The organism is Billgrantia sp. NRB1, assembly GCF_056921725.1.
This window is the reverse complement of the sequence record NZ_CM167783.1, coordinates 1060484-1079341: the sequence shown is the minus strand read 5'-3', so window position 1 is coordinate 1079341 and position 18858 is coordinate 1060484. Positions and strand designations below refer to the sequence as shown.

Below are 18858 nucleotides of genomic sequence, written 5' to 3'. Positions count from 1 at the left end.
AGTCTGCGGAGAACCAGTTTTTCCTTCACCCGGCGGAGCCGGAAAGGTCTGCCTCAGCCAAAAGCCCCGACGCCGTCAGACGGCGTCGGGGCTTTGGCGTGGCGAGCCGGGCGCTGAGCCCGGCGTCACTCAGGCGCTGGTGCGGCGGCGAATCGGCGCATCGCCATCTTCGCGGCGGCGGCGCGGGGCACGCTCGGGAGCGCCGCGATCCTCGCTGATCTCCAGCGGACGGCCGGCGACCCGGGCGCGGGCCATCTTGGCCAGGATGCTCGCCGGCAGGGAGCTCGGCAGCTCGACCACCGAGAAGGCGTTGCGGATATCGATGCGGCCGATGCGCGCGCCTTCGATCCCGCCCTCGTTGGCCAGTGCGCCGACCAGCTGGCCGGGCTTGACGCCGTCCTTGTGGCCCACGGCCACGCGATAGCGGGTCATGCCCTCGCTGGGACCGCGGTCGCGACGCGGCGGCTTGCCGTCGCGAGAGGCGCGATCATTGCGCTCCTTGCGCGGCGCCTGCAGGCGGCCGATGGGCGCTTCGTCGGCACGCGCCAGGCGAGCAAAGGCACAGGCCAGCTCGATGGGGTCGTAGCCCTCTTCGACCAGGCGCTCGACCAGGGCACGCTGCTCTTCGGCGCCGGCGGTCAGGGCGGCGATGACGCGCTGGTGGAAGACCTCGTCGCGATGGGCGCGAATGGCCGCCTCGTCGGGCACCGGCATTTCGCTCATTTTCTGACCGGTGGCCTGTTCGATCCAGCCCACCTTGCGCCCTTCACGGAAGCCGACGAAGGTGATCGAGATGCCGGTGCGCCCGGCCCGACCGGTACGGCCGATACGGTGGGTATAGGCCTCGCTGTCCTGGGGCAGGTCGTAGTTGAAGACATGGGTGATGCGCGGCACGTCGAGACCACGAGCAGCCACGTCGGTGGCGATCAGGACGTCGACCTTGCCGCGTTTGAGGCGTGTGATGGTGCGCTCGCGCAGGCTCTGGTCCAGGTCACCGGAGAGGCTCGCCACGTTCACGCCGCGGGCGGAGAGCTGTTCCATCAGGGTGGTGCAGGCGGCCCGGGTGCGCACGAAGACGATGGCGGCATCCACCGGCTCCACTTCCAGGATGCGCGACAGCGCTTCCAGCTTGGCGCCGCCATCGACGCGCACCAGGCGCTGCTCGATGTTCTCGCCGGTGGTGGTGCGCGACTCGATGGCCACCTTCACCGGATCCACCAGGTAGCGGTTGACGATGCGCTCGATCTCGGTCGGCAGGGTGGCGGAGAAGAACACCCGCTGGGCTTCCTTGGGGGTATCGGCGACCACGCGCTTGACGTCGTCGATGAAGCCCATGCGCAGCATCTCGTCGGCTTCGTCCAGCACCAGCGAGGTGAGGCCGTCGAGCTTGAGGCTGCCGCGATCCAGGTGATCGATGACCCGGCCCGGGGTGCCCACCACCACCTGGGCGCCGCGCCTGAGCGCGCTCAGCTGCTCGCGATACTCCTGGCCGCCGCACAGAGTGGCGACTTCCAGGCCCTGGAGGTTCTGGCCGTACTTGCTGAAGGAGACGGCCACCTGCTGGGCCAGCTCACGGGTCGGCGCCAGCACCAGCACCTGGGGCTCGCGGCGGGTCAGTTCGAGACGCGACAGGATCGGCAGCGCAAAGGCAGCGGTCTTGCCGGTGCCGGTCTGGGCCTGGCCCAGCATGTCACGGCCTTCCAGCAGGGCCGGAATGGTCTCGATCTGGATCGGCGAGGGGGTCTCGTAGCCCAGGGTCTCGACGGCAGAGAGAACGGCAGGCAGCAGAGCAAGATCGCCGAAGCTCGGCGAGGCGACAGGAGTCGAGGTCATCAATCACACCTTGGTAGGCCGGCAGTGGCCGGCAAATCACATTGAGGCATCCCCGACGCAATCAACAACGGTCGGGCGCGCTGCGCCTATTGCTGGCCAATGGGCCGAGGGCAGAGCGAATCACGGTATCGGGGACGCCGGTCGCACCTGGCATCCGGTTCGCGCCCTGGGGGTCAGCGAACCGCTGTGGCGACCTTTCTGCGCCGATGCCACCCGTCTGGCGGCATCTGGTGGCGCTCCATCTTCACATCTCGGACGCTGGCGGTAGATGACCGCCGGTCTCGGTGATTCGACACAGGCGCTCGGCGCCAGCGAATCGTCATGATGGGAGGGTCAGCACATGCGAGGAGCGCGCATGCTACCATCGCCCCTAGTCGCTGGCCAGCCTTTTCGGCACGCCCTTGCCTTTCCCTTCCCGCCAGGAGTATCCCCATGCCGAGTCTTTGGGTCGACGCCGACGCCTGCCCCAAGGTGGCCCGCGAGATCATCGTGCGGGCCGCCGAGCGCACCGCCACCCCCGCCTGGTTCGTGGCGAACCACAGCATTCCCCTGCCGCCGTCGAAGTGGGTGAAGTCGCTTGCGGTGAGCCACGGCTTCGACGCCGCCGACGACGAGATCGTCGACCGCATTCAGGCCGGCGACCTGCTGATCACCTCGGACCTGCCGCTGGCCATGGCGGCCATCGAGCGCGACGCGAAGGTGATGACCACCCGCGGCGAGGCGCTGGATGCCAACAACATCCGCGCCCGGGTGCAAATGCGGGATTTCATGGAGACGATGCGCGCCAGCGGCGAGCATACCGGCGGGCCGAAGGGCTACTCCGACGGCGACCGCCGCGAGTTCGCCAATGCGCTGGATCGGTGGCTGGCGAAGAACAGGCAATAACTGTCGGGCGCCTGACGGCGCCTTCGTCCAAGCGTCGAACCGCCGGCAGAGCCGGCCTCCCACATTCGGTCACCCAACCGTTGGGAGGAGCGTTGTGGGAGGGAGCTTCAGCTCGCGAAGCAGCGCGCAGCGCTGCCAAGGCAGCGGCGTCTTGGGCGCCTAGCGGCGCCGTTCGCCCGGCAAAGCCGGCCTCCCACAGAACTCCCAAGCGCTACTCGCTCCTTATTTTCCCTTCTCGCGAATCCCCTTACCCGGCAGCCGCTCGCGGTCGTGGGGGCGCTCGAGGTCGAGCACGGGGCCCCTGGGCACGATGCGCGTCGGGTTAATGGTGTCGTGGCTGTAATAGTAGTGGCGCTTGATATGGTCAAAATCCACCGTCTCCTTGATGCCCGGCCACTGATAGAGCTCGCGCAGGTAGTTCGAGAGGTTCGGGTAGTCTTCGATGCGCCGCAGGTTGCACTTGAAGTGGCCGTGGTAGACGGCATCGAAGCGTATCAGGGTGGTGAAGAGGCGGATGTCGGCCTCGGTCAGCCACTCGCCGGTCAGGTAGCGGTGTTCGGCGAGCCGCGCCTCCATGCGATCCAGCGCCTCGAAGAGCGCCACCACGTGCTTGTCGTAGACTCCCTGCCGAGTAGCGAACCCGGACTTGTAGACGCCGTTATTGATGTGATCGTAGACATCGGCGTTGACCGCATCGATGGTTTCGCGCAGATCCTCGGGATAGAAGTCCAGGCGATTACCGGCCAGCTCATCGAAGGCGCCGTTGAGCATACGCAGGATATCGGCCGACTCGTTATTGACGATGCGTCGGGTCTGCTTGTCCCACAGCACCGGCACGGTCACCCGCCCGGTATAGTCGGGGTCGGTCAGGGTGTAGAGCTCGCGATGAAAGGCTACACCGTTGATCGGGTCACCGCTGGAGCCCTCCGCCTGATCGTAGGTCCAGCCGTCACTGAGCATCAACGGACTGACGTGGGAGACGCCGATCAGGTCCTCGAGCCCCTTGAGCTTGCGCAGGATCAGGGTACGGTGCGCCCAGGGGCAGGCCAGGGCAACATAAAGATGGTAGCGATCGGCCTCGGCCGGCAGCCCCGGCTGGCCGTCGGGCCCGGGGGTTCCATCAGACGTCACCCAGTCACGCAGCTGGGCGGATTCGCGCACGAACTCACCGCCGTGCTTGTCGGTGTCATACCACTGATCATGCCACTCGCCGTCGATCAACAGGCCCATGCTACCTCCGGTTCAGAATGCGTTTCCCCCTAGAATAAGCCGATTTCATCGACGCTCAAGCGCACTTTTTCCCGAATTTCTTTCGAAAAAATCGAACTCACCCCCGAGCGCTTGCCGGGCAGGTATCGGCAACCCCCTCGCGCAGCGCCGTGGCCATGGCGTGGGTGGCCGGCCCGGCCCGGTCCCGGTCACGATAGATCAGCTGTATCGGCGCCTCGCGCAGCCCCCCGGCGCTGAGCGGCAGGGGAATCAGGGTGCCCGACTCGAGCTCAGGCTGGATACGGGTCTCCGGCAGCCAGGCGAAACCCAGCCCACGTCGCACCATATCCAGCGAGGTCTCCAGATGGCTAACGGTCCAGCGCTGCTCGGCCTTGAGCCAGCCGGCATCCATCGATTGGCGCAGCGCCGAATCGCGCACCACCAGTTGCCGATAGCGCTGCAGGTCGCGCAGGTCTAGCTCGCGCCCCAGGCCGTGCAGCGGATGCTCGGGATGCGCCACGGCGATGAAGTTGACCGTCACCAGCGGCTCCCCCAGGAAGCCCTGGGCGGCAAGCCCCGAGGCCACCAGGTCGGCCCGCCCGTCGTAGAGCATCTCGATGCCACCGTTGAGTACCGTTTCGTGCAGCTGTACCCGCACATGGGGAAAGGCGGCCGAGAACCGGCCCAGCGCCTGGGCCAGGGCATCGGAGGGAAAGATCTGATCCAGGGCCAACACCACTTCCGCCTCCAGCCCCTCGGCCAGCCGTCCGGCGACATCCTCCAACGCCTCGGCGCTCTCGATCAGCTGGCGCGCCCGGCGCAGCAGCATCTCGCCGGCCTCGGTGAGCCGCACCTGGCGGCCGACCGGCTCCAGCACCTTGACGCCCAGCTGCTCCTCGAGCTTGTGCACCGCATGGTTGAGCGTCGACGGACTCTTATGGACCGCCTCGGCGGCGCGGGCGAAGCCGCCGTGATCCACCACGGCGGCCAGCATCTGCCATTGGGCCAGGGTGACGCGTGACATTTTCGATTTCCTCGAACAGTGAGTGCAAAACTATGCGCTTAATCTTCGAAAATTCCGCTCTAAAATGCCAGTCAGATCCCTTAATTCCGAGGACGGCTACCATGACTACCTCACCGACACTGCGCCGGCTCGACCGCCGCCTGACCAGCCAGCCCAGCCAGGACGGCGACGGCGTGAAGATTCAGCGCATCCACGACTTCGGGGGCGGCCTCGACCCCTTCCTGATGCTCGACGAGCTCGGCTCCGACCGGCCCGACGACTACATCGGCGGCTTTCCGCCACACCCGCATCGCGGCATGCAGACGCTAACCTACGTGATCCACGGTGGCCTCACCCACGAGGATCACCTCGGGCACTCGAGCACCATCAATGCGGGCGACGCCCAGTGGATGCACACCGGCCGCGGCATCATTCACTCCGAGATGCCGCTCACCGACAGCCAGGGCCTGCACGGCTTCCAGATGTGGATCAACCTGGCGGCGAAGGATAAGCTGAGCCCCGCCACCTATCGCGACGTTCGCGCCAGCGAGATGCCGCACCTGACCGGGGCAGGCGCCGAGCTGATCGCCCTGGGCGGCCGCTGGCAGCCCACCGAGGGCGACGCCGTCGAGGGCCCCCTGGACGCCCTGGCCGGCCAGGCGTCCGTTGGCCACCTGCGCCTGGCAGCCGGTGGCGAGCTGACGCTGTCGGTCAACGACGAAACCCTGGTGGTCTATGCCTTCGAGGGTGAGTTGGAGATCGCCGGGGAGCGTCTGCGCGCCGGAGAGCTGGGGCGGCTCGGCAAGGGGCAGACCCTGGCACTGAGCAGCGCCGGAGGTGGCCAGGCACTGATTCTCGCCGGCACCCCGCACCGCGAGCCCATCGCCCACTACGGCCCCTTCGTGATGAACGACATGCGCGAGATCGAACAGGCCCTGAGCGACTATCGCAACGGCACCTTCATCAGTGGCTGAGCCACCCGCACGCCCCCATCGGCAGGGGGGTTGAATTTCGAACGCCGTTCGCGTTCAATGTGGAGAGATTAAGGAACAGCGTTCGACATCCAAGCCACGACCCGCAGGGCCCTAGCGGCCCCGGCGGGGCGTGGCTTCTGTATGGATATACAGACTAGGCAGGCCATACGGCATGGGGTAAGGTTCCCGTGCCTTTTTTGCTTTTTTTCATTTATTTTTAATATGGCCTTTACCCATGTTGCGAATCCTCCATTCGCTGCCCCGCACGCATAAGTTGCTGTTGTTACCGGTCGCCACCATGGTCACTGTGCTGGGCGCACACAAGATCGTCACCCTCGTTGAAGACAGTCAGCGTCAGCCGCAAACCGCCGACACCCTACTCCTTCCCCTGTCACCCGAGAGCCAACCCGGCCTACCGTCACTGAATTCCGAACGCTTCCCGGTGGCCGATGCCCTGGAGATCGCCACCCAGACCATCGACGCCACCCGTAACACCATCCCGCTTTCCCAGCTCCGCCCCACCGAGATCGTCGATCTTGGCGAGCGCAAAGACACCGCTGGCGCCGGCACCACCCCGCCGGCCACTCTGGCCGCCGCGCCGCTTGGCGCCTCCTCAGCGCAGGATGCCACCATCGTCGAGCCCGACGCCTCCGACGCGCTGCTCGATCCCGGGGCCCTGCACATGGCGGTAGTGCTCGGCACCCTCAGCGGTGGCCTGCTGGATGCGGAACCGGCCGACGAGGCGCTTCTCGCCGATGCCACCTCCTACGAGGACATTCCGGACGAAGAGCTCGGCCTGTTCGACGATGGCCCCATCGTCTTCGAGCAGGAGCTCGCCACCGCCGAGCCCTTCGTGCCGGAGTGGGAAACCTACACCGTAGAGTCCGGCGACACCTTCGCCGTTTTGGCACAGAACCGGCTCGGGCTGGGCTACAGCGAAGCCATGCGGCTGCTAGACAGCCTGCCCGACCAGCGCTTGCTGACCCACTGGCGGGTGGGCAACCAGTTCGAGTATCAGCTCGATGAAACCGGCCGCCTGCTGACACTTCAGGTGATGAAGAACGCCCGGGAGGGCGTGCGGGTCAAGCGCGACGAGGAGCAGTTCGAGGTGGCCAGCATCGAGCGCGCCGGGGAAGCCACCCAGCGGCTGTTCGCCGGCAGCGTCAGCGGCAGCTTCGCCCGTTCGGCCCAGGCCACAGGCCTGTCCAGCACCGAGATCGCCCAGGTCTCCCGTCTGCTGGAGAAGAAACTCGACTTTCGCCGCGACACCCGTCGCGGCGACCAGTTTCAGGTGCTGATCGAGTCCGACATCATCGACGGTCAGAGCTTCGATGCCCGGGTGCTGGCGATCCAGTACGAGGGCGAGCGCATGAACCTGACCGTGGTGCGCAACAGCGCCGACAACAACTTCTACACCCCCGAAGGCGAAAGCCTCGACCCCGCCTTCGCCCGCTACCCCTTCGAGGGCAGCTACCGCATCAGCTCGCCGTTCAACCCGCGTCGCAAGCACCCGGTCACCGGCCGAGTGAGTCCGCACCGTGGCACCGACTTCGCCATGCCCATCGGCACCCCGATCACCGCCCCGGCCGACGGCCGTGTGGAGAAGGTCGCCAACCATCCGGTGGCCGGCCGCTACGTGGTCATCCGCCACGACAACGGCTACCAGACCCGCTACCTGCATCTTTCTCGCCCGCTGGTCAGCCGCGGCGACCGGGTCGAGATGGGCGAGCGCATCGCGCTGTCCGGTAATACCGGTCGCAGCACCGGCCCGCACCTGCACTACGAGGTACTGGTCAGCAGTAGCCAGGTCAACCCGATGACCGTGGACCTGCCGGAAAACACCAGCCTCTCCGGCGAGAAGCTGATCGCCTTCCAGCGCGAGGCCGAGCCGCTGCTGGCGGTTCTGGAGAGCGGCGAAACCGGGCCGGTGGTGGCCAGCACCGCCGAGCGTTCGGACGACGACGAAGGCTGACGCCGCCGTTCGCCCTCGCCTGCCGACGCCCCGCTCGCCAGCGGGGCGTCGGCGTGTTCGCCCCCTGGCCCGCTCGCGCCTTGCTCATCGCCTCGGAGAGACCGTTTGTCCTCGCCCCACATGCGCCGCGCCATCCCCAAGCCACCGCCTGACGGCAACCGCCTGAGCGCCTTCTTCGGCGTGTTCCGCTACAGCCGGCGGGCGCTATCCCTGGTGTGGCAGACCTCGCGGCCGCTGACCGTGGGGCTGGCGATCTGCACCCTGGTGGCCGGGGTGCTGCCGGCGGTGGCGGCATGGATCGGCCAGTTGATCGTCGACTCGGTGGTCGATGCCATGGCCCACCACCGCGAGACCGGCGAGGTCGACTGGTGGTCGGTGCTGCGCTACGTGCTGGCCGAGGCCGGGGTGATCGCACTGATCGCCATGGCCCAGCGCGGCCTCTCGGCCCAGCAGTCGCTGCTGCGCGCCCTGCTCGGCCAGAAGGTCAACGTGATGATCCTCGAAAAGGCCGGCACCCTGACGTTGGCACAGTTCGAGGATTCGGAGTTCTACGACAAGCTGACCCGGGCGCGCCGCGAGGCGTCGATTCGCCCGCTGGGGCTGGTCAACAAGACCTTCGGCCTCGCCCAGAACGGCATCTCGCTGGTCAGCTTCGGCGTGCTGCTGGTGCAGTTCTCGCCCTGGGCGCTGCTGATCCTGGTGATCGGCGCCCTGCCGGTGTTTCTCTCCGAGGCCAAGTTCTCCGGCGACGCCTTCCGGCTGTTCCGCTGGCGCTCGCCCCAGACCCGCATGCAGATGTACCTGGAGACGGTGCTGGCGCGGGAGGACAGCATCAAGGAGGTCAAGCTGTTCGGCCTGGAGCCGCTGCTGCTGGGCCGCTACCGCGACATCTTCGAGACCCTCTACGCCGAGGATCGGCGACTGACGATTCGCCGCGAGACCTGGGGCTTTCTGCTCGGTTTGCTGGGCACCCTGGCCTTCTACGGCGCCTACGCCTGGGTGGTCGCGGAAACGGTGACCGGCCAGCTCACCCTGGGCGAGATGACCATGTACCTGATGGTCTTCAAGCAGGGCCAGTCGGCGCTGTCGGCGAGCCTCACCGCCATCAGCGGCATGTACGAGGACAACCTCTACCTCTCCAACCTCTACGAGTACCTGGAGCAGCCGGTAGCCCCACAGCAGGGCACCCTGACCCAGGGCAGCGTCCCCGGCGACGGCATTCGCTTCGAGCACGTCGGCTTCACCTACCCCGGCGCCGAGACGCCGGCGCTGGCCGACATCTCGCTGCATCTCAAGCCCGGCGAGAGCCTCGCCCTGGTGGGGGCCAACGGCTCGGGCAAGACCACCCTGATCAAGCTGCTCACCCGGCTCTACGAACCCACCGAAGGGCGCATCCTGCTCGACGGCAGCGACCTGCGCGACTGGGATATCCAGACCCTGCGCCGGCGCGTCGGGGTGATCTTTCAGGACTTCGTGCGCTATCAGATGAAGGTGGGGGAAAATCTCGGCGCCGGCGACGTGGCCGCCTTCGAGGATGAGGTGCGCTGGCAGGAAGCGGCCCGCCGCGGCCTGGCCGAGGACTTCATCGCCGACATGCCGGGGGGCTACCACACCCAGCTGGGGCGCTGGTTCAAGGGTGGTCAGGAGCTCTCCGGTGGGCAGTGGCAGAAGATCGCGCTGTCCCGAGCCTACATGCGCGAGAGGGCCGACATCCTGGTGCTCGACGAGCCCACCGCGGCCATGGACGCCGCCGCCGAGGCCGCGGTGTTCGCCGACTTCCGCGAACACAGCCGCGACAAGATGACCATCCTGATCTCCCACCGGTTCTCCACGGTGCGCGCCGCCGAGCTGATCCTGGTGATCGACGGCGGGCGCATCATCGAGCGCGGCGACCATGCCAGCCTGATGGCGCTCAACGGCCGCTACGCGCGGCTGTTCCGACTCCAGGCCAGGGGCTACCAGTAGGGCCGGGGCAGGATCCGCTCGCCGCTCTCTCCCTGACGCCCCCTCGCGCGCCCCTCAGAGCACCAAGGGCCGGTCCAGCGCCTCGAGCAGGGCCGCGTCGCGCTCGTAGATGTCAGGCCGAAAGGCCAGCTCGCCATCCTCGTCGGGGTGGACCGTCCAGTAGTGCAGAATCACCGGGACCGGCTCGGCCAGCGACACGTTGCGGGTACGGCCGGTCTCGATCAGCGCATTGATATCCCGGGCGCTGTCGGTATCGTCGAACAGCAGCTGGGCAAACTCCCGCACCCCTTCCACCCGGATACAGCCGGAGCTGAAGGCGCGCTGATCACGATCGAAGAGGTACTGCGCGGGGGTGTCGTGGAGATAGACCAGGTGATCGTTGGGAAAGCGGATCGCTACCTTGCCCAGGGCATTGTGCGGACCCGGCGCTTGGCGCAGCACGACATTGCCGGGGTTGTCCCAGTCCACCTCCCAGGGATCGAGCGGCTGGCCCGAGGGGCTGAGCACCTGGATACGCTCGCGCCACAGGTAGCCGAGGTCACGACGTATCTCGGGCAGCACGTCATTGCGCCGGATGGTGGGGGGGATCGTCCAGCTGGGGTTGACGGTCATGTGCGTGATCTCGGAGCGCAGCGACGGGGTGCGTCGATAGGGGCGTCCCACCACGATGCGCGAGCGCCATACCTCGCCGCTGGGGCGAAAATAGCGCAGCTGGTAGCCGGCGATATCCACCAGCACGAAGGACTCCGGCAGGCCGTGAAGCAGCCAGCGGGCGCGCTCCAGGTTGACGCGAATCTGGTCGATGCGCGCCTCCACCGGCACGTTCAGCGCGCGGCGTGTCTGCGGGCCAACCAGACCGTCCACCTCCAGCAGGTGGCGGCGCTGAAAGCGGCGTACCGCAGCCTCCAGGGTGGCATCGAAGCGCCGCGGATCGGGCGTCTCGAGCATCGCCCCCGGAAAGGCGTCGGCGTCGGCGGCCATCACTTCCAGCTCACCGATCACCGCCAGCCGCAAGCGCAGCAGCGCCACCGCATCATCCACATCGCCCGGACGCAGCACGCGGGGCGCGTCAGGAAGGGGCTCCCAGCCCCCCAGCCGCTCGATGTTGCGATAGCGGGCCAGCCCCGCACGCAGCCGCTCGTAGGGGGCGTAGGAGGGGCGCGCCTCGGCGAAGGCCTGCTCGAAGCGTTGCCCCTCGATGGCCCGGGCGATGGCTGCCGGGTCGCGGGCAGGCGCCTCGACCGGCACCTCCCAGTGGGTATCGAGCTCTCGCGGGTCAACCTTGCCCCGCTGCAGATGCTCCAGCGCGGTCATCAGCACCCGGGTAGCATGCAGATCGAAACGCGCCAGTTCCCAGACCTCCCCGGAGGCACCGGCCTGGCGATGCCCGGCCACCAGCGCGTCGGGCCGATAGTCTTCGGGCCTTAGCCCATCGCCATCCAGGGTGTGCAGCGCAGCGGCGAAGGCCGCCACGGTCTCGCGGTCGCGCCACGCTGGGCGATGGTCGCGCAGCGCATAGAACGCCTGCAGCTCGCCGTCGGCGTCTTGCGCCAGGTGCTCGATCTGGACCGCAAGCGGCGCTTCCGCCCGATCGCCGGCCGCGGGGGAGTCGCCCAGCACGGCGCCCGACATACCCAGCAGCACGGCCAGCACACTCCCCATGGCGAGAATTGCCCGCATATTCGCCTCCTGCTTCGTTGATGGCTCAACTGGCCTTCCCGGCCCTCGCCCTCATAATAGAGGCTGCTACGGGGCCACAGGGAAGCCGGCCCCGTTTCGTGTGTCCGGGACATGCCGGCAACGGCTCTGCACGACATGGCCCGATGATTCGACCACCTCAGGTTGCCCATGACTCGATCACGACCGTCTTCTCCCGTCGCCTGCGCCACCCTGGCCGGCTCCCTGCTGTTCGCTTCCCTCCCGCTCCAGGCCGGCGATTTCGTGGCCCAGATGCTGCCTCACGAACAGCTGACCCGTCACACCTTGGACCACACCCTGACGCGCCTGGCTCCCGACGCCAACCCCGAGGTACTGACGCATGCCGCCAGCGCCCTGGCCTGCGCCGACCCGGAGGCCGAGCGTCTGGCGGTCATCGATTTTTCGCTGCCCTCCACCGAGCCGCGCCTGTGGGTCTTCGACCTGGCCGAAGAGCGGTTGATGTTCGAGGAGCTGGTGTCCCACGGCCAGGGCACCGGGGATGCCATGGCCGAAACCTTCTCCAACGTGCAGGGAAGCCACCAGTCGAGCCTGGGGCTGTTTCGCACCCTGAACAGCTACTACGGGCGCAACGGCTATTCGCTGCGCTTGGAGGGGCTGGAGCCGGGCATCAATGACCTGGCCTACCAGCGCGCCATCGTGATTCACGGCGCCGACTACGTCAGCGACGCCTTCATTCGCCAGACCGGCCGACTGGGGCGCAGCCAGGGCTGCCCCGCGGTGCGCCAGGAAGTGACCTATCCGCTGATCGACAGCCTCAAGGAGGACCACTACCTGTTCGCCTACTTCCCCGACTCCGAGTGGCTGGAAAGCTCCGCCTTCCTGTCCTGCGAGCGCGACGACTACCAGCTGGCCATGCACTGAGCCGCAGCGCTCACCGCAGCAGGCACCAGAATCGGGCGTCAGCGTACCGCACTGCACCATCGGAATGCCCATGCCCCCCTTAACGACGGGCCGCCTGGCAAAGGCGGCCCGCTTTTTCTCACCAACCCCATGAAAAAAAAAGAAAAACCTGGAAGTGGCAACTCATTTGCTTAACACAGGTCAAGATTTGGTGGACGTGGACCAGGCTCCGTGGAGCACGAGTGCGTCGAACCTGACCTTCAACGTCGAAGGGCTCGTTTGTTAACGCGACTGAACTGCTCCGCGAGGTAGCGCCATGGACATTCTCAACAAGGCCAACAGGATCCGCCTGCTGGACGTCACCACTCCCCAGATGCGTGCGTTCCACTTCTCCTGGTTCGCTTTTCATATCTGTTTCTTCGGCTGGTTCGGCATCGCCCCGCTGATGGCGGTGGTCCGCGAAGACCTCAGCCTGACCCAGACCCAGATCGGCAACACCATCATCGCCTCGGTGCTGATCACCGTGATCGTGCGCCTGGCCATCGGCGTGCTCTGCGACCGCATCGGGCCGCGCAAGACCTATACCGGCCTGCTGCTGCTCGGCTCGATCCCGGTAATGGGCATCGGTTTCGCCAACAGCTTCGAGACCTTCCTGCTGGCCCGCCTGGCCATCGGTGCCATTGGCGCCGCCTTCGTGATCACCCAGTACCACACCACCATGATGTTCGCCCCCAACGTGGTGGGTACTGCCAACGCCACCAGCGCCGGCTGGGGCAACCTGGGCGGCGGCACCACCCAGATCCTGATGCCGCTGATTTTCTCCGGGATCCTGATGCTCGGGGTCAGCGAGACCCTGGGCTGGCGGCTGGCCATGGTGGTGCCCGGGGTGGTGATGTTCATTACCGGCATCGGCTACTGGCTGTTCACCCAGGACGCCCCCAACGGCAACTTCGACGAGCTGCGGGCCCGGGGCGAGCTGCCGCCCGCCAGCGGCGAGAACGGCGCGGGCCAGAGCTTCATGGCCGCCGCCAAGGATATCCGCGTCTGGGCGCTGTTCGTGGTCTACGCCATCTGCTTCGGCGTCGAGCTCACCATCAACAACATCGCCGCCATCTACTTCTTCGACCACTTCGATCTGACGCTGGCCACCGCCGGGATGATCGCCGGCCTGTTCGGGCTGATGAACGTCTTCGCCCGCACCCTGGGCGGCATCTTCTCCGATCTGTTCGCCAGGAACGGCGGCCTGAAGGGGCGAGTGCGCTGGCTCTTCATCGCCCTGATCTGCGAGGGCATCGCCCTGGTGGCCTTCTCGCAGATGCACGTGCTCTCCTATGCCATCGGCATCATGCTGGTCTTCAGCCTGTTCGTGCAGATGGCCGAGGGGGCCACCTACGGCGTGGTGCCCTTCATCAACAAGAAGGCCCTAGGCGCCGTGGCGGGTATCGTCGGGGCCGGCGGCAACGTGGGGGCGGTGGCCGCGGCCTTCCTGTTCCGCTCCGAGGCCATCACCTACCAGCAGGGGCTCTTCTACCTGGGGCTGATCGTGCTGGTGCTGGCCTCCTGCGCGCTGCTGGTGCGCTTCTCGGACGAGACCGAGGCCGAGGAAGCCAAGGCCTACCGGGACGCCGTGGGCGAGGAGACCGGTGCCGGCGCCCTGTCGCTGCGCTGAGTGCAAGCACCGCGGCGGCTGGCTGCCGCGGCACATGCCCAACAGACCGCCGCCCCGGAGGCGGCGGTCATCGTGTCTGCATGAGGTGAACCATGACACCTGCCGAACGCCTGCTAGTGGCAGCCAAGCGCTGCGAAATCGCGGATCTCGAACATCTCACCGCCGCCTGCGACATCGTCGGCGACGTCAGCCGCTTCGTTCATGCCCTGCAAAAGGAGCGTGGCGCCTCGAACGTCTACCTGGCCTCTCGGGGACAACGCTTTGCAGAACGACGTCGCGAGCGCATCGAAGAGAGCCTGGAGAACGAAAGTGCGCTACGCCTGCGCCTTGACGCACTTGGCACTACCGCCGGGCGCCCTGCCACCACCGCCCGGCTGCTAAGGCGCGTCGCCTGCGTCTGGCACGCCCTCGATAGCCTGACGGCGCTGCGTAGCGAGATCGAAGCCCTCGACACCGGCCCCGACGCCGCCACCCTGGCCTATAACCAGCTGATCAGCGCACTGCTTTCCGTGGTGTTCGAGGTTGCCGATACAGCCATCGATCCCGAGGTCACACTGGCCCTGGTCGCCATCTTTCATCTCATGCAGGGCAAGGAACTGGCCGGCCAGGAGCGCGCCTGTGGCGCCGCCGGCTTCACCACCAGCCGCTTCGACGAGAGCCACCGCCAGCTGCTGGTACAACTCATCGAAGACCAGCAGCGCTGCTTCGATATCTGCCTGGAATTCACCAGCGAGCAAGGACGTCGGCAGTGGCAGCAGGAGATGCCGGCGCGGACCCTGTCCGGTATCCAGCAGCTGCGTGAAATGGCCTGTAACGATATTTTGTTGGCGCAAGGCACCAGCCCCCTGGGGGAAACCTGGTACGAGCTGACCACCCGACGCATCGACGCCATCCAGCGCGTGGAAGCCTATCTGATCGAAGAGCTCTCGACCCTGTGCCTGGCCAAGACCGTCGAAGCACGCCGCAACCTGGCGCACCAGGGCGACTTGCAGGCTGAGCTGAACGACGAGGCCCCGGGCGTCTGCCAGCAGCTCGTGGAGCTTTTTGACAGCTGTGCCAGCCAAGAGCTGGGGGAAGTGACCGCGCGCATCGTGGGGTCATCGCTGAACCGATCGCTGGTGGGGCTGATGCGCGCCCAGTCGGGGCGCCTGCAGGCACTCAGCGACGAGTTGGAAAATACCCGGCGCGCGTTGCGTGAGCGCAAGCTGGTCGAACGCGCCAAGGGCCTGATCATGGCGCATCAGCAAATGACCGAGGAGCAGGCCTATACCTTCCTGCGCAAGTTGGCCATGGACCAGAGCAAGAGCATGAGCGAGATTGCGCAGTCCGTGCTAGGACTGGCCGATATCCTGAAATCCTCAGCCAAGGAAACCGGCGATACCGGCTAGCTGCGTTTTGGTGCGCCGCACAACCGGCCTGCACCGTTGCGCCCCCCTACCTGGCCAAGCAATAGTTGATTGACATCACACGAACAAATGCAGACACCTGTTTTATTTAATATATTTTAGAGAAAGCCGCCATATGGCACCCAAGCTGCAAGGTAGATTCGTCCGCTGAGTCAACGACGGTTCAGCGCTTCCATGCAGCATCAGGACCAGGCAACGGCGTCTGCCCAGGTTCCCGTGACATCGTCACGCGAATCGGGGCAGGCGCCGTCTTTATTTGGCCAGACACTTCTAATTGGGAGCCATACCCATGAACAAGACCAACAAAGGCGGCCCTGCACTCGACCGCCGCCGTTTTCTCAAGCAGACCGCCAGCGTCGTGGGCGGTACCGCCCTGCTCAGCAGCCTGCCGCTGAGCTGGGCCATGGCCAGCGGACGGCCGGAAACCACCTCGGCCAAGCTCGGCTTCATCGCCCTGACCGACGCCGCTCCGCTGTTCGTGGCGGTGGAGAAGGGCTTCTTCGCTGCTCACGGCATGACCGACGTGGAGGTCCTCAAGCAGTCCTCCTGGGGCACCACCCGCGACAACCTAGTGCTGGGCTCCCAGCGCAACGGCATCGATGGCGCCCATATCCTCACGCCAATGCCCTACCTGATTGCCAGCGGTGCCATGACCCCCAACAACGTGCCGGTACCCATGAGCATCCTGGCGCGGCTCAATCTCAACGGTCAGTGCATTTCGGTGGGCCGCGAGCATGCCGATCTCGAGGTGCGGCTCGACACCGCCGAGTTCGCCCAGGCCATCGCCGCCAAGCGCGCCGGCGGTGACGCGGTCAACGCTGCCATGACCTTCCCCGGCGGCACCCACGACTTGTGGATTCGCTACTGGATGGCCGCTGGCGGCCTCGATCCCAATCGCGACATTTCGACCATCGTGGTGCCGCCGGCGCAGATGGTGGCCAACATGCGCGTTGGCAGCATGGAAACCTTCTGCGTCTGCGAGCCGTGGAACCAGCAGCTGATCAACCAGGGCATCGGCTACACCGCCAATACCACCGGCGAGCTGTGGAACGACCACCCGGAGAAGGCGTTTGCCATGCGCAGCGACTACGTCGAGGCCCATCCCAACGCCACCCGGGCGCTGCTGATGGCGATCATGGAAGCGCAGATGTGGTGCGAGGACCCGGCCAACCACGAGGAGATGGCCCAGATCTGTTCGCGCCGGCGCTGGATCCACGCCCCGTATGCCGATCTGATCGACCGTATCCAGGGCAACTTCGATTACGGCACCGGCCTGGTGATCGAAGACCACCCGCAGCGCATGCGCTACTGGCAGCACCACGCCTCCTACCCCTACAAGAGCCATGACCTGTGGTTCCTCACCGAGAACCAGCGCTGGGGCTACCTGCCCCAGGACTTCGACAGCCGGGCGCTGATCGAGCAGGTCAACCGCGAGGACCTGTGGCGCGAGGCGGCCGCGTCGCTCGGGGTCGACGCTGCCGACATTCCCGACTCCACCTCCCGCGGCGTGGAGACCTTCTTCGACGGCAAGACCTTCGATCCCGAGAATCCCCAAGCCTATCTCGACAGCCTGGCCATCAAGCGCCTCGCCTGACATCGCACGAGAAGGAGACATCCTCATGAATAGCGTGCAACGCAGCAATACCCTGGCCAAGCCGGCCGCCCTCGCCTGGTCCCCCGACTTCGTCGCCCTTCAGCAAGCGCTGGTGCAGCGGGTGCTGCCACCGGTGGTGATCATCGCCCTGCTCGGCGCCCTGTGGGAGCTGCTCTGCTCCTCCCCCGGCGCCGTGCTGCCGCCCCCCTCCCAGGTACTGCGCGATACCTGGGAGCTGATCGCCAACCCCTTCTACGACCACGGCGGAAACGACGTGGGCATGGCCTGGCAGATACTCGCCAGCCTCGAGCGGGTGGCCTATGGCTATGCCCTGGCCGTGGTGGCAGGCATCGCGCTGGGCGTGCTGGTAGGCCAATCGACCTGGGCCATGCGCGGCCTCGACCCAGTGTTTCAGGTGCTGCGCACCGTGCCGCCCCTGGCCTGGCTGCCGATCTCGCTGGCCGGGTTCCAGGACAGCGCGCCCTCGGCAATCTTCGTGATCTTCATCACCGCCATCTGGCCGATCATCATCAACACCTCGGTGGGCATTCGTAACATCCCCGAGGACTACCGCAACGTGGCCCGGGTGCTGCGCCTCAACGGCCTGGAGTACTTCACCCGCATCATGCTGCCCGCCGCCGCTCCCTACATCTTCTCGGGGCTGCGCATCGGCGTCGGCCTGTCGTGGCTGGCCATCGTCGCCGCCGAGATGCTGATCGGCGGCGTGGGCATCGGCTTCTTCATCTGGGACGCCTGGAACGCCTCGATGATCAGCGACATCGTGCTCGCCCTGATCTATGTCGGCATCGTCGGCTTCATCCTCGACCGCCTGGTCGCCTTCATCGGCAACCGGGTGACCCGCGGCACCGCCCAAGGCTGAGGAGAACAACATGAGCAACCGCTACCTGAGTATCGAAAACGTCGACATGACCTTCTTCGCCAAGGGCACGCAGAGTCAGGTGCTCAAGGGCATCGACCTGGCCGTGGACCGCGGCGAGTACATCTCCATCATCGGCCATTCCGGCTGCGGCAAGTCGACCCTGCTCAACATCGTCGCCGGGCTCACCGAATCCACTTCCGGCGCGGTGATCCTCGACGGCAAGGAGGTCAACTCGCCGGGCCCCGACCGCAGCGTGGTGTTCCAGAACCACTCGCTGCTGCCCTGGCTCACCGTGTACGAGAACGTGGCCCTGGCGGTGAACAAGACCTGTCGCACCAAGAGCAAGACCGAACGCCACGCGTGGATCGTCAAGAACCTGGAAATGGTGGGCATGGGCCATGCGCTGGACAAGCGCCCGGCGGAGATATCCGGCGGCATGAAGCAGCGCGTGGGCATCGCCCGCGCACTGGCCATGGAGCCCAAGGTGCTGCTGCTCGACGAGCCCTTCGGCGCCCTCGACGCCCTGACCCGCGCCCACCTGCAGGAGGAGGTGATGCGCATCCAGGACGAGCTGGGCAATACCGTGATCATGATCACCCATGACGTGGACGAGGCGGTGCTGCTTTCGGACCGCATCGTGATGCTGACCAACGGCCCCTCGGCACGCATCGGCGAGATACTCGACATCGACCTGCCCCGCCCCCGCGACCGTATCGCCCTGGCCGACGACCCGCGCTACAACCACTACCGCCAGGAGGTGCTGCGCTTTCTCTACGAGAAGCAGCGCAAGGTGGAGAGCCTGGCGCAGCGGCGCGGCGCCGGCGCCGTCGGCGAGAAGGAGAAAGACGAGAAGGAGAAAGCCAAGGAGAAACGCATGGCCAAGGCGTAAACCTCGCCCTGCCCCTGCCC

14 protein-coding genes are annotated in these 18858 nt (G+C 66.5%); 10 read left to right on the top strand and 4 right to left on the bottom strand.

All coding sequences use genetic code 11. The features are described from left to right. Nucleotides 1–129: 129 nt before the first annotated feature. A complete protein-coding gene (locus ACZIYR_RS04870) occupies nt 130–1833 on the bottom strand; it encodes a DEAD/DEAH box helicase (protein WP_473032665.1) in 1704 nt (567 codons plus the stop codon). A gap of 432 nt (nt 1834–2265) precedes the next feature. Between ACZIYR_RS04870 and ACZIYR_RS04865 the strand changes: the two genes are divergently transcribed. Continuing rightward, complete coding sequence (locus ACZIYR_RS04865; protein WP_483528409.1) at nt 2266–2718, top strand: YaiI/YqxD family protein; 453 nt, start codon at nt 2266–2268, stop codon at nt 2716–2718. A 222-nt stretch (nt 2719–2940) separates the two neighbouring features. Here the strand turns inward: ACZIYR_RS04865 and ACZIYR_RS04860 are convergent, their stop codons facing one another. Both ACZIYR_RS04860 and ACZIYR_RS04855 read right to left on the bottom strand, forming a co-directional pair. After that, entirely contained in the window at nt 2941–3948 is a 1008-nt protein-coding gene (locus ACZIYR_RS04860; RefSeq protein WP_473032663.1) for a glutathione S-transferase family protein, read from the bottom strand. A 97-nt stretch (nt 3949–4045) separates the two neighbouring features. Further along, the gene (locus ACZIYR_RS04855; protein ID WP_473032662.1) at nt 4046–4951 is read right to left on the bottom strand and encodes a LysR family transcriptional regulator; all 906 of its coding nucleotides are present in this window, start codon (nt 4949–4951) and stop codon (nt 4046–4048) included. A 101-nt stretch (nt 4952–5052) separates the two neighbouring features. Between ACZIYR_RS04855 and ACZIYR_RS04850 the strand changes: the two genes are divergently transcribed. The 3 genes from ACZIYR_RS04850 to ACZIYR_RS04840 all read left to right on the top strand — a co-directional run bounded on the left by ACZIYR_RS04850 (nt 5053) and on the right by ACZIYR_RS04840 (nt 9841). Continuing rightward, a complete protein-coding gene (locus tag ACZIYR_RS04850) occupies nt 5053–5904 on the top strand; it encodes a pirin family protein (RefSeq protein ID WP_473032661.1) in 852 nt (283 codons plus the stop codon). Between the two features lie 235 nt (nt 5905–6139). Then, on the top strand, nt 6140–7876 hold the full coding sequence (locus ACZIYR_RS04845) for a peptidoglycan DD-metalloendopeptidase family protein (RefSeq protein ID WP_483528408.1): 1737 nt from the start codon (nt 6140–6142) through the stop codon (nt 7874–7876). 120 nt (nt 7877–7996) lie between these two features. Next, nucleotides 7997–9841, top strand: a complete 1845-nt coding sequence (locus tag ACZIYR_RS04840) for an ABC transporter ATP-binding protein (RefSeq protein WP_483529046.1) — start codon at nt 7997–7999, stop codon at nt 9839–9841. Between the two features lie 54 nt (nt 9842–9895). Here the strand turns inward: ACZIYR_RS04840 and ACZIYR_RS04835 are convergent, their stop codons facing one another. Continuing rightward, complete coding sequence (locus tag ACZIYR_RS04835) at nt 9896–11521, bottom strand: L,D-transpeptidase family protein (RefSeq protein ID WP_483528407.1); 1626 nt, start codon at nt 11519–11521, stop codon at nt 9896–9898. A 168-nt stretch (nt 11522–11689) separates the two neighbouring features. Between ACZIYR_RS04835 and ACZIYR_RS04830 the strand changes: the two genes are divergently transcribed. From ACZIYR_RS04830 to ACZIYR_RS04805, 6 genes are all read left to right on the top strand, one after another. Then, the gene (locus ACZIYR_RS04830; RefSeq protein ID WP_483528406.1) at nt 11690–12421 is read left to right on the top strand and encodes a murein L,D-transpeptidase catalytic domain family protein; all 732 of its coding nucleotides are present in this window, start codon (nt 11690–11692) and stop codon (nt 12419–12421) included. Nucleotides 12422–12716: 295 nt separating this feature from the next. Continuing rightward, complete coding sequence (locus ACZIYR_RS04825; RefSeq protein WP_483528405.1) at nt 12717–14069, top strand: NarK family nitrate/nitrite MFS transporter; 1353 nt, start codon at nt 12717–12719, stop codon at nt 14067–14069. Between the two features lie 92 nt (nt 14070–14161). Further along, nucleotides 14162–15457, top strand: a complete 1296-nt coding sequence (locus tag ACZIYR_RS04820) for a nitrate- and nitrite sensing domain-containing protein (RefSeq protein WP_473032654.1) — start codon at nt 14162–14164, stop codon at nt 15455–15457. A gap of 307 nt (nt 15458–15764) precedes the next feature. After that, nucleotides 15765–17069 carry a CmpA/NrtA family ABC transporter substrate-binding protein gene (locus ACZIYR_RS04815; protein ID WP_473032653.1) on the top strand — a complete coding sequence of 435 codons (1305 nt, stop codon included), beginning with the start codon at nt 15765–15767 and terminating at the stop codon, nt 17067–17069. A gap of 25 nt (nt 17070–17094) precedes the next feature. Next, nucleotides 17095–17949 (top strand): nitrate ABC transporter permease, encoded by an 855-nt coding sequence (gene ntrB / locus ACZIYR_RS04810; protein WP_483528404.1) that lies wholly within the window; start codon nt 17095–17097, stop codon nt 17947–17949. 10 nt (nt 17950–17959) lie between these two features. Further along, on the top strand, nt 17960–18838 hold the full coding sequence (locus ACZIYR_RS04805) for an ABC transporter ATP-binding protein (protein ID WP_483528403.1): 879 nt from the start codon (nt 17960–17962) through the stop codon (nt 18836–18838). The last annotated feature ends 20 nt before the right edge of the window (nt 18839–18858 follow it).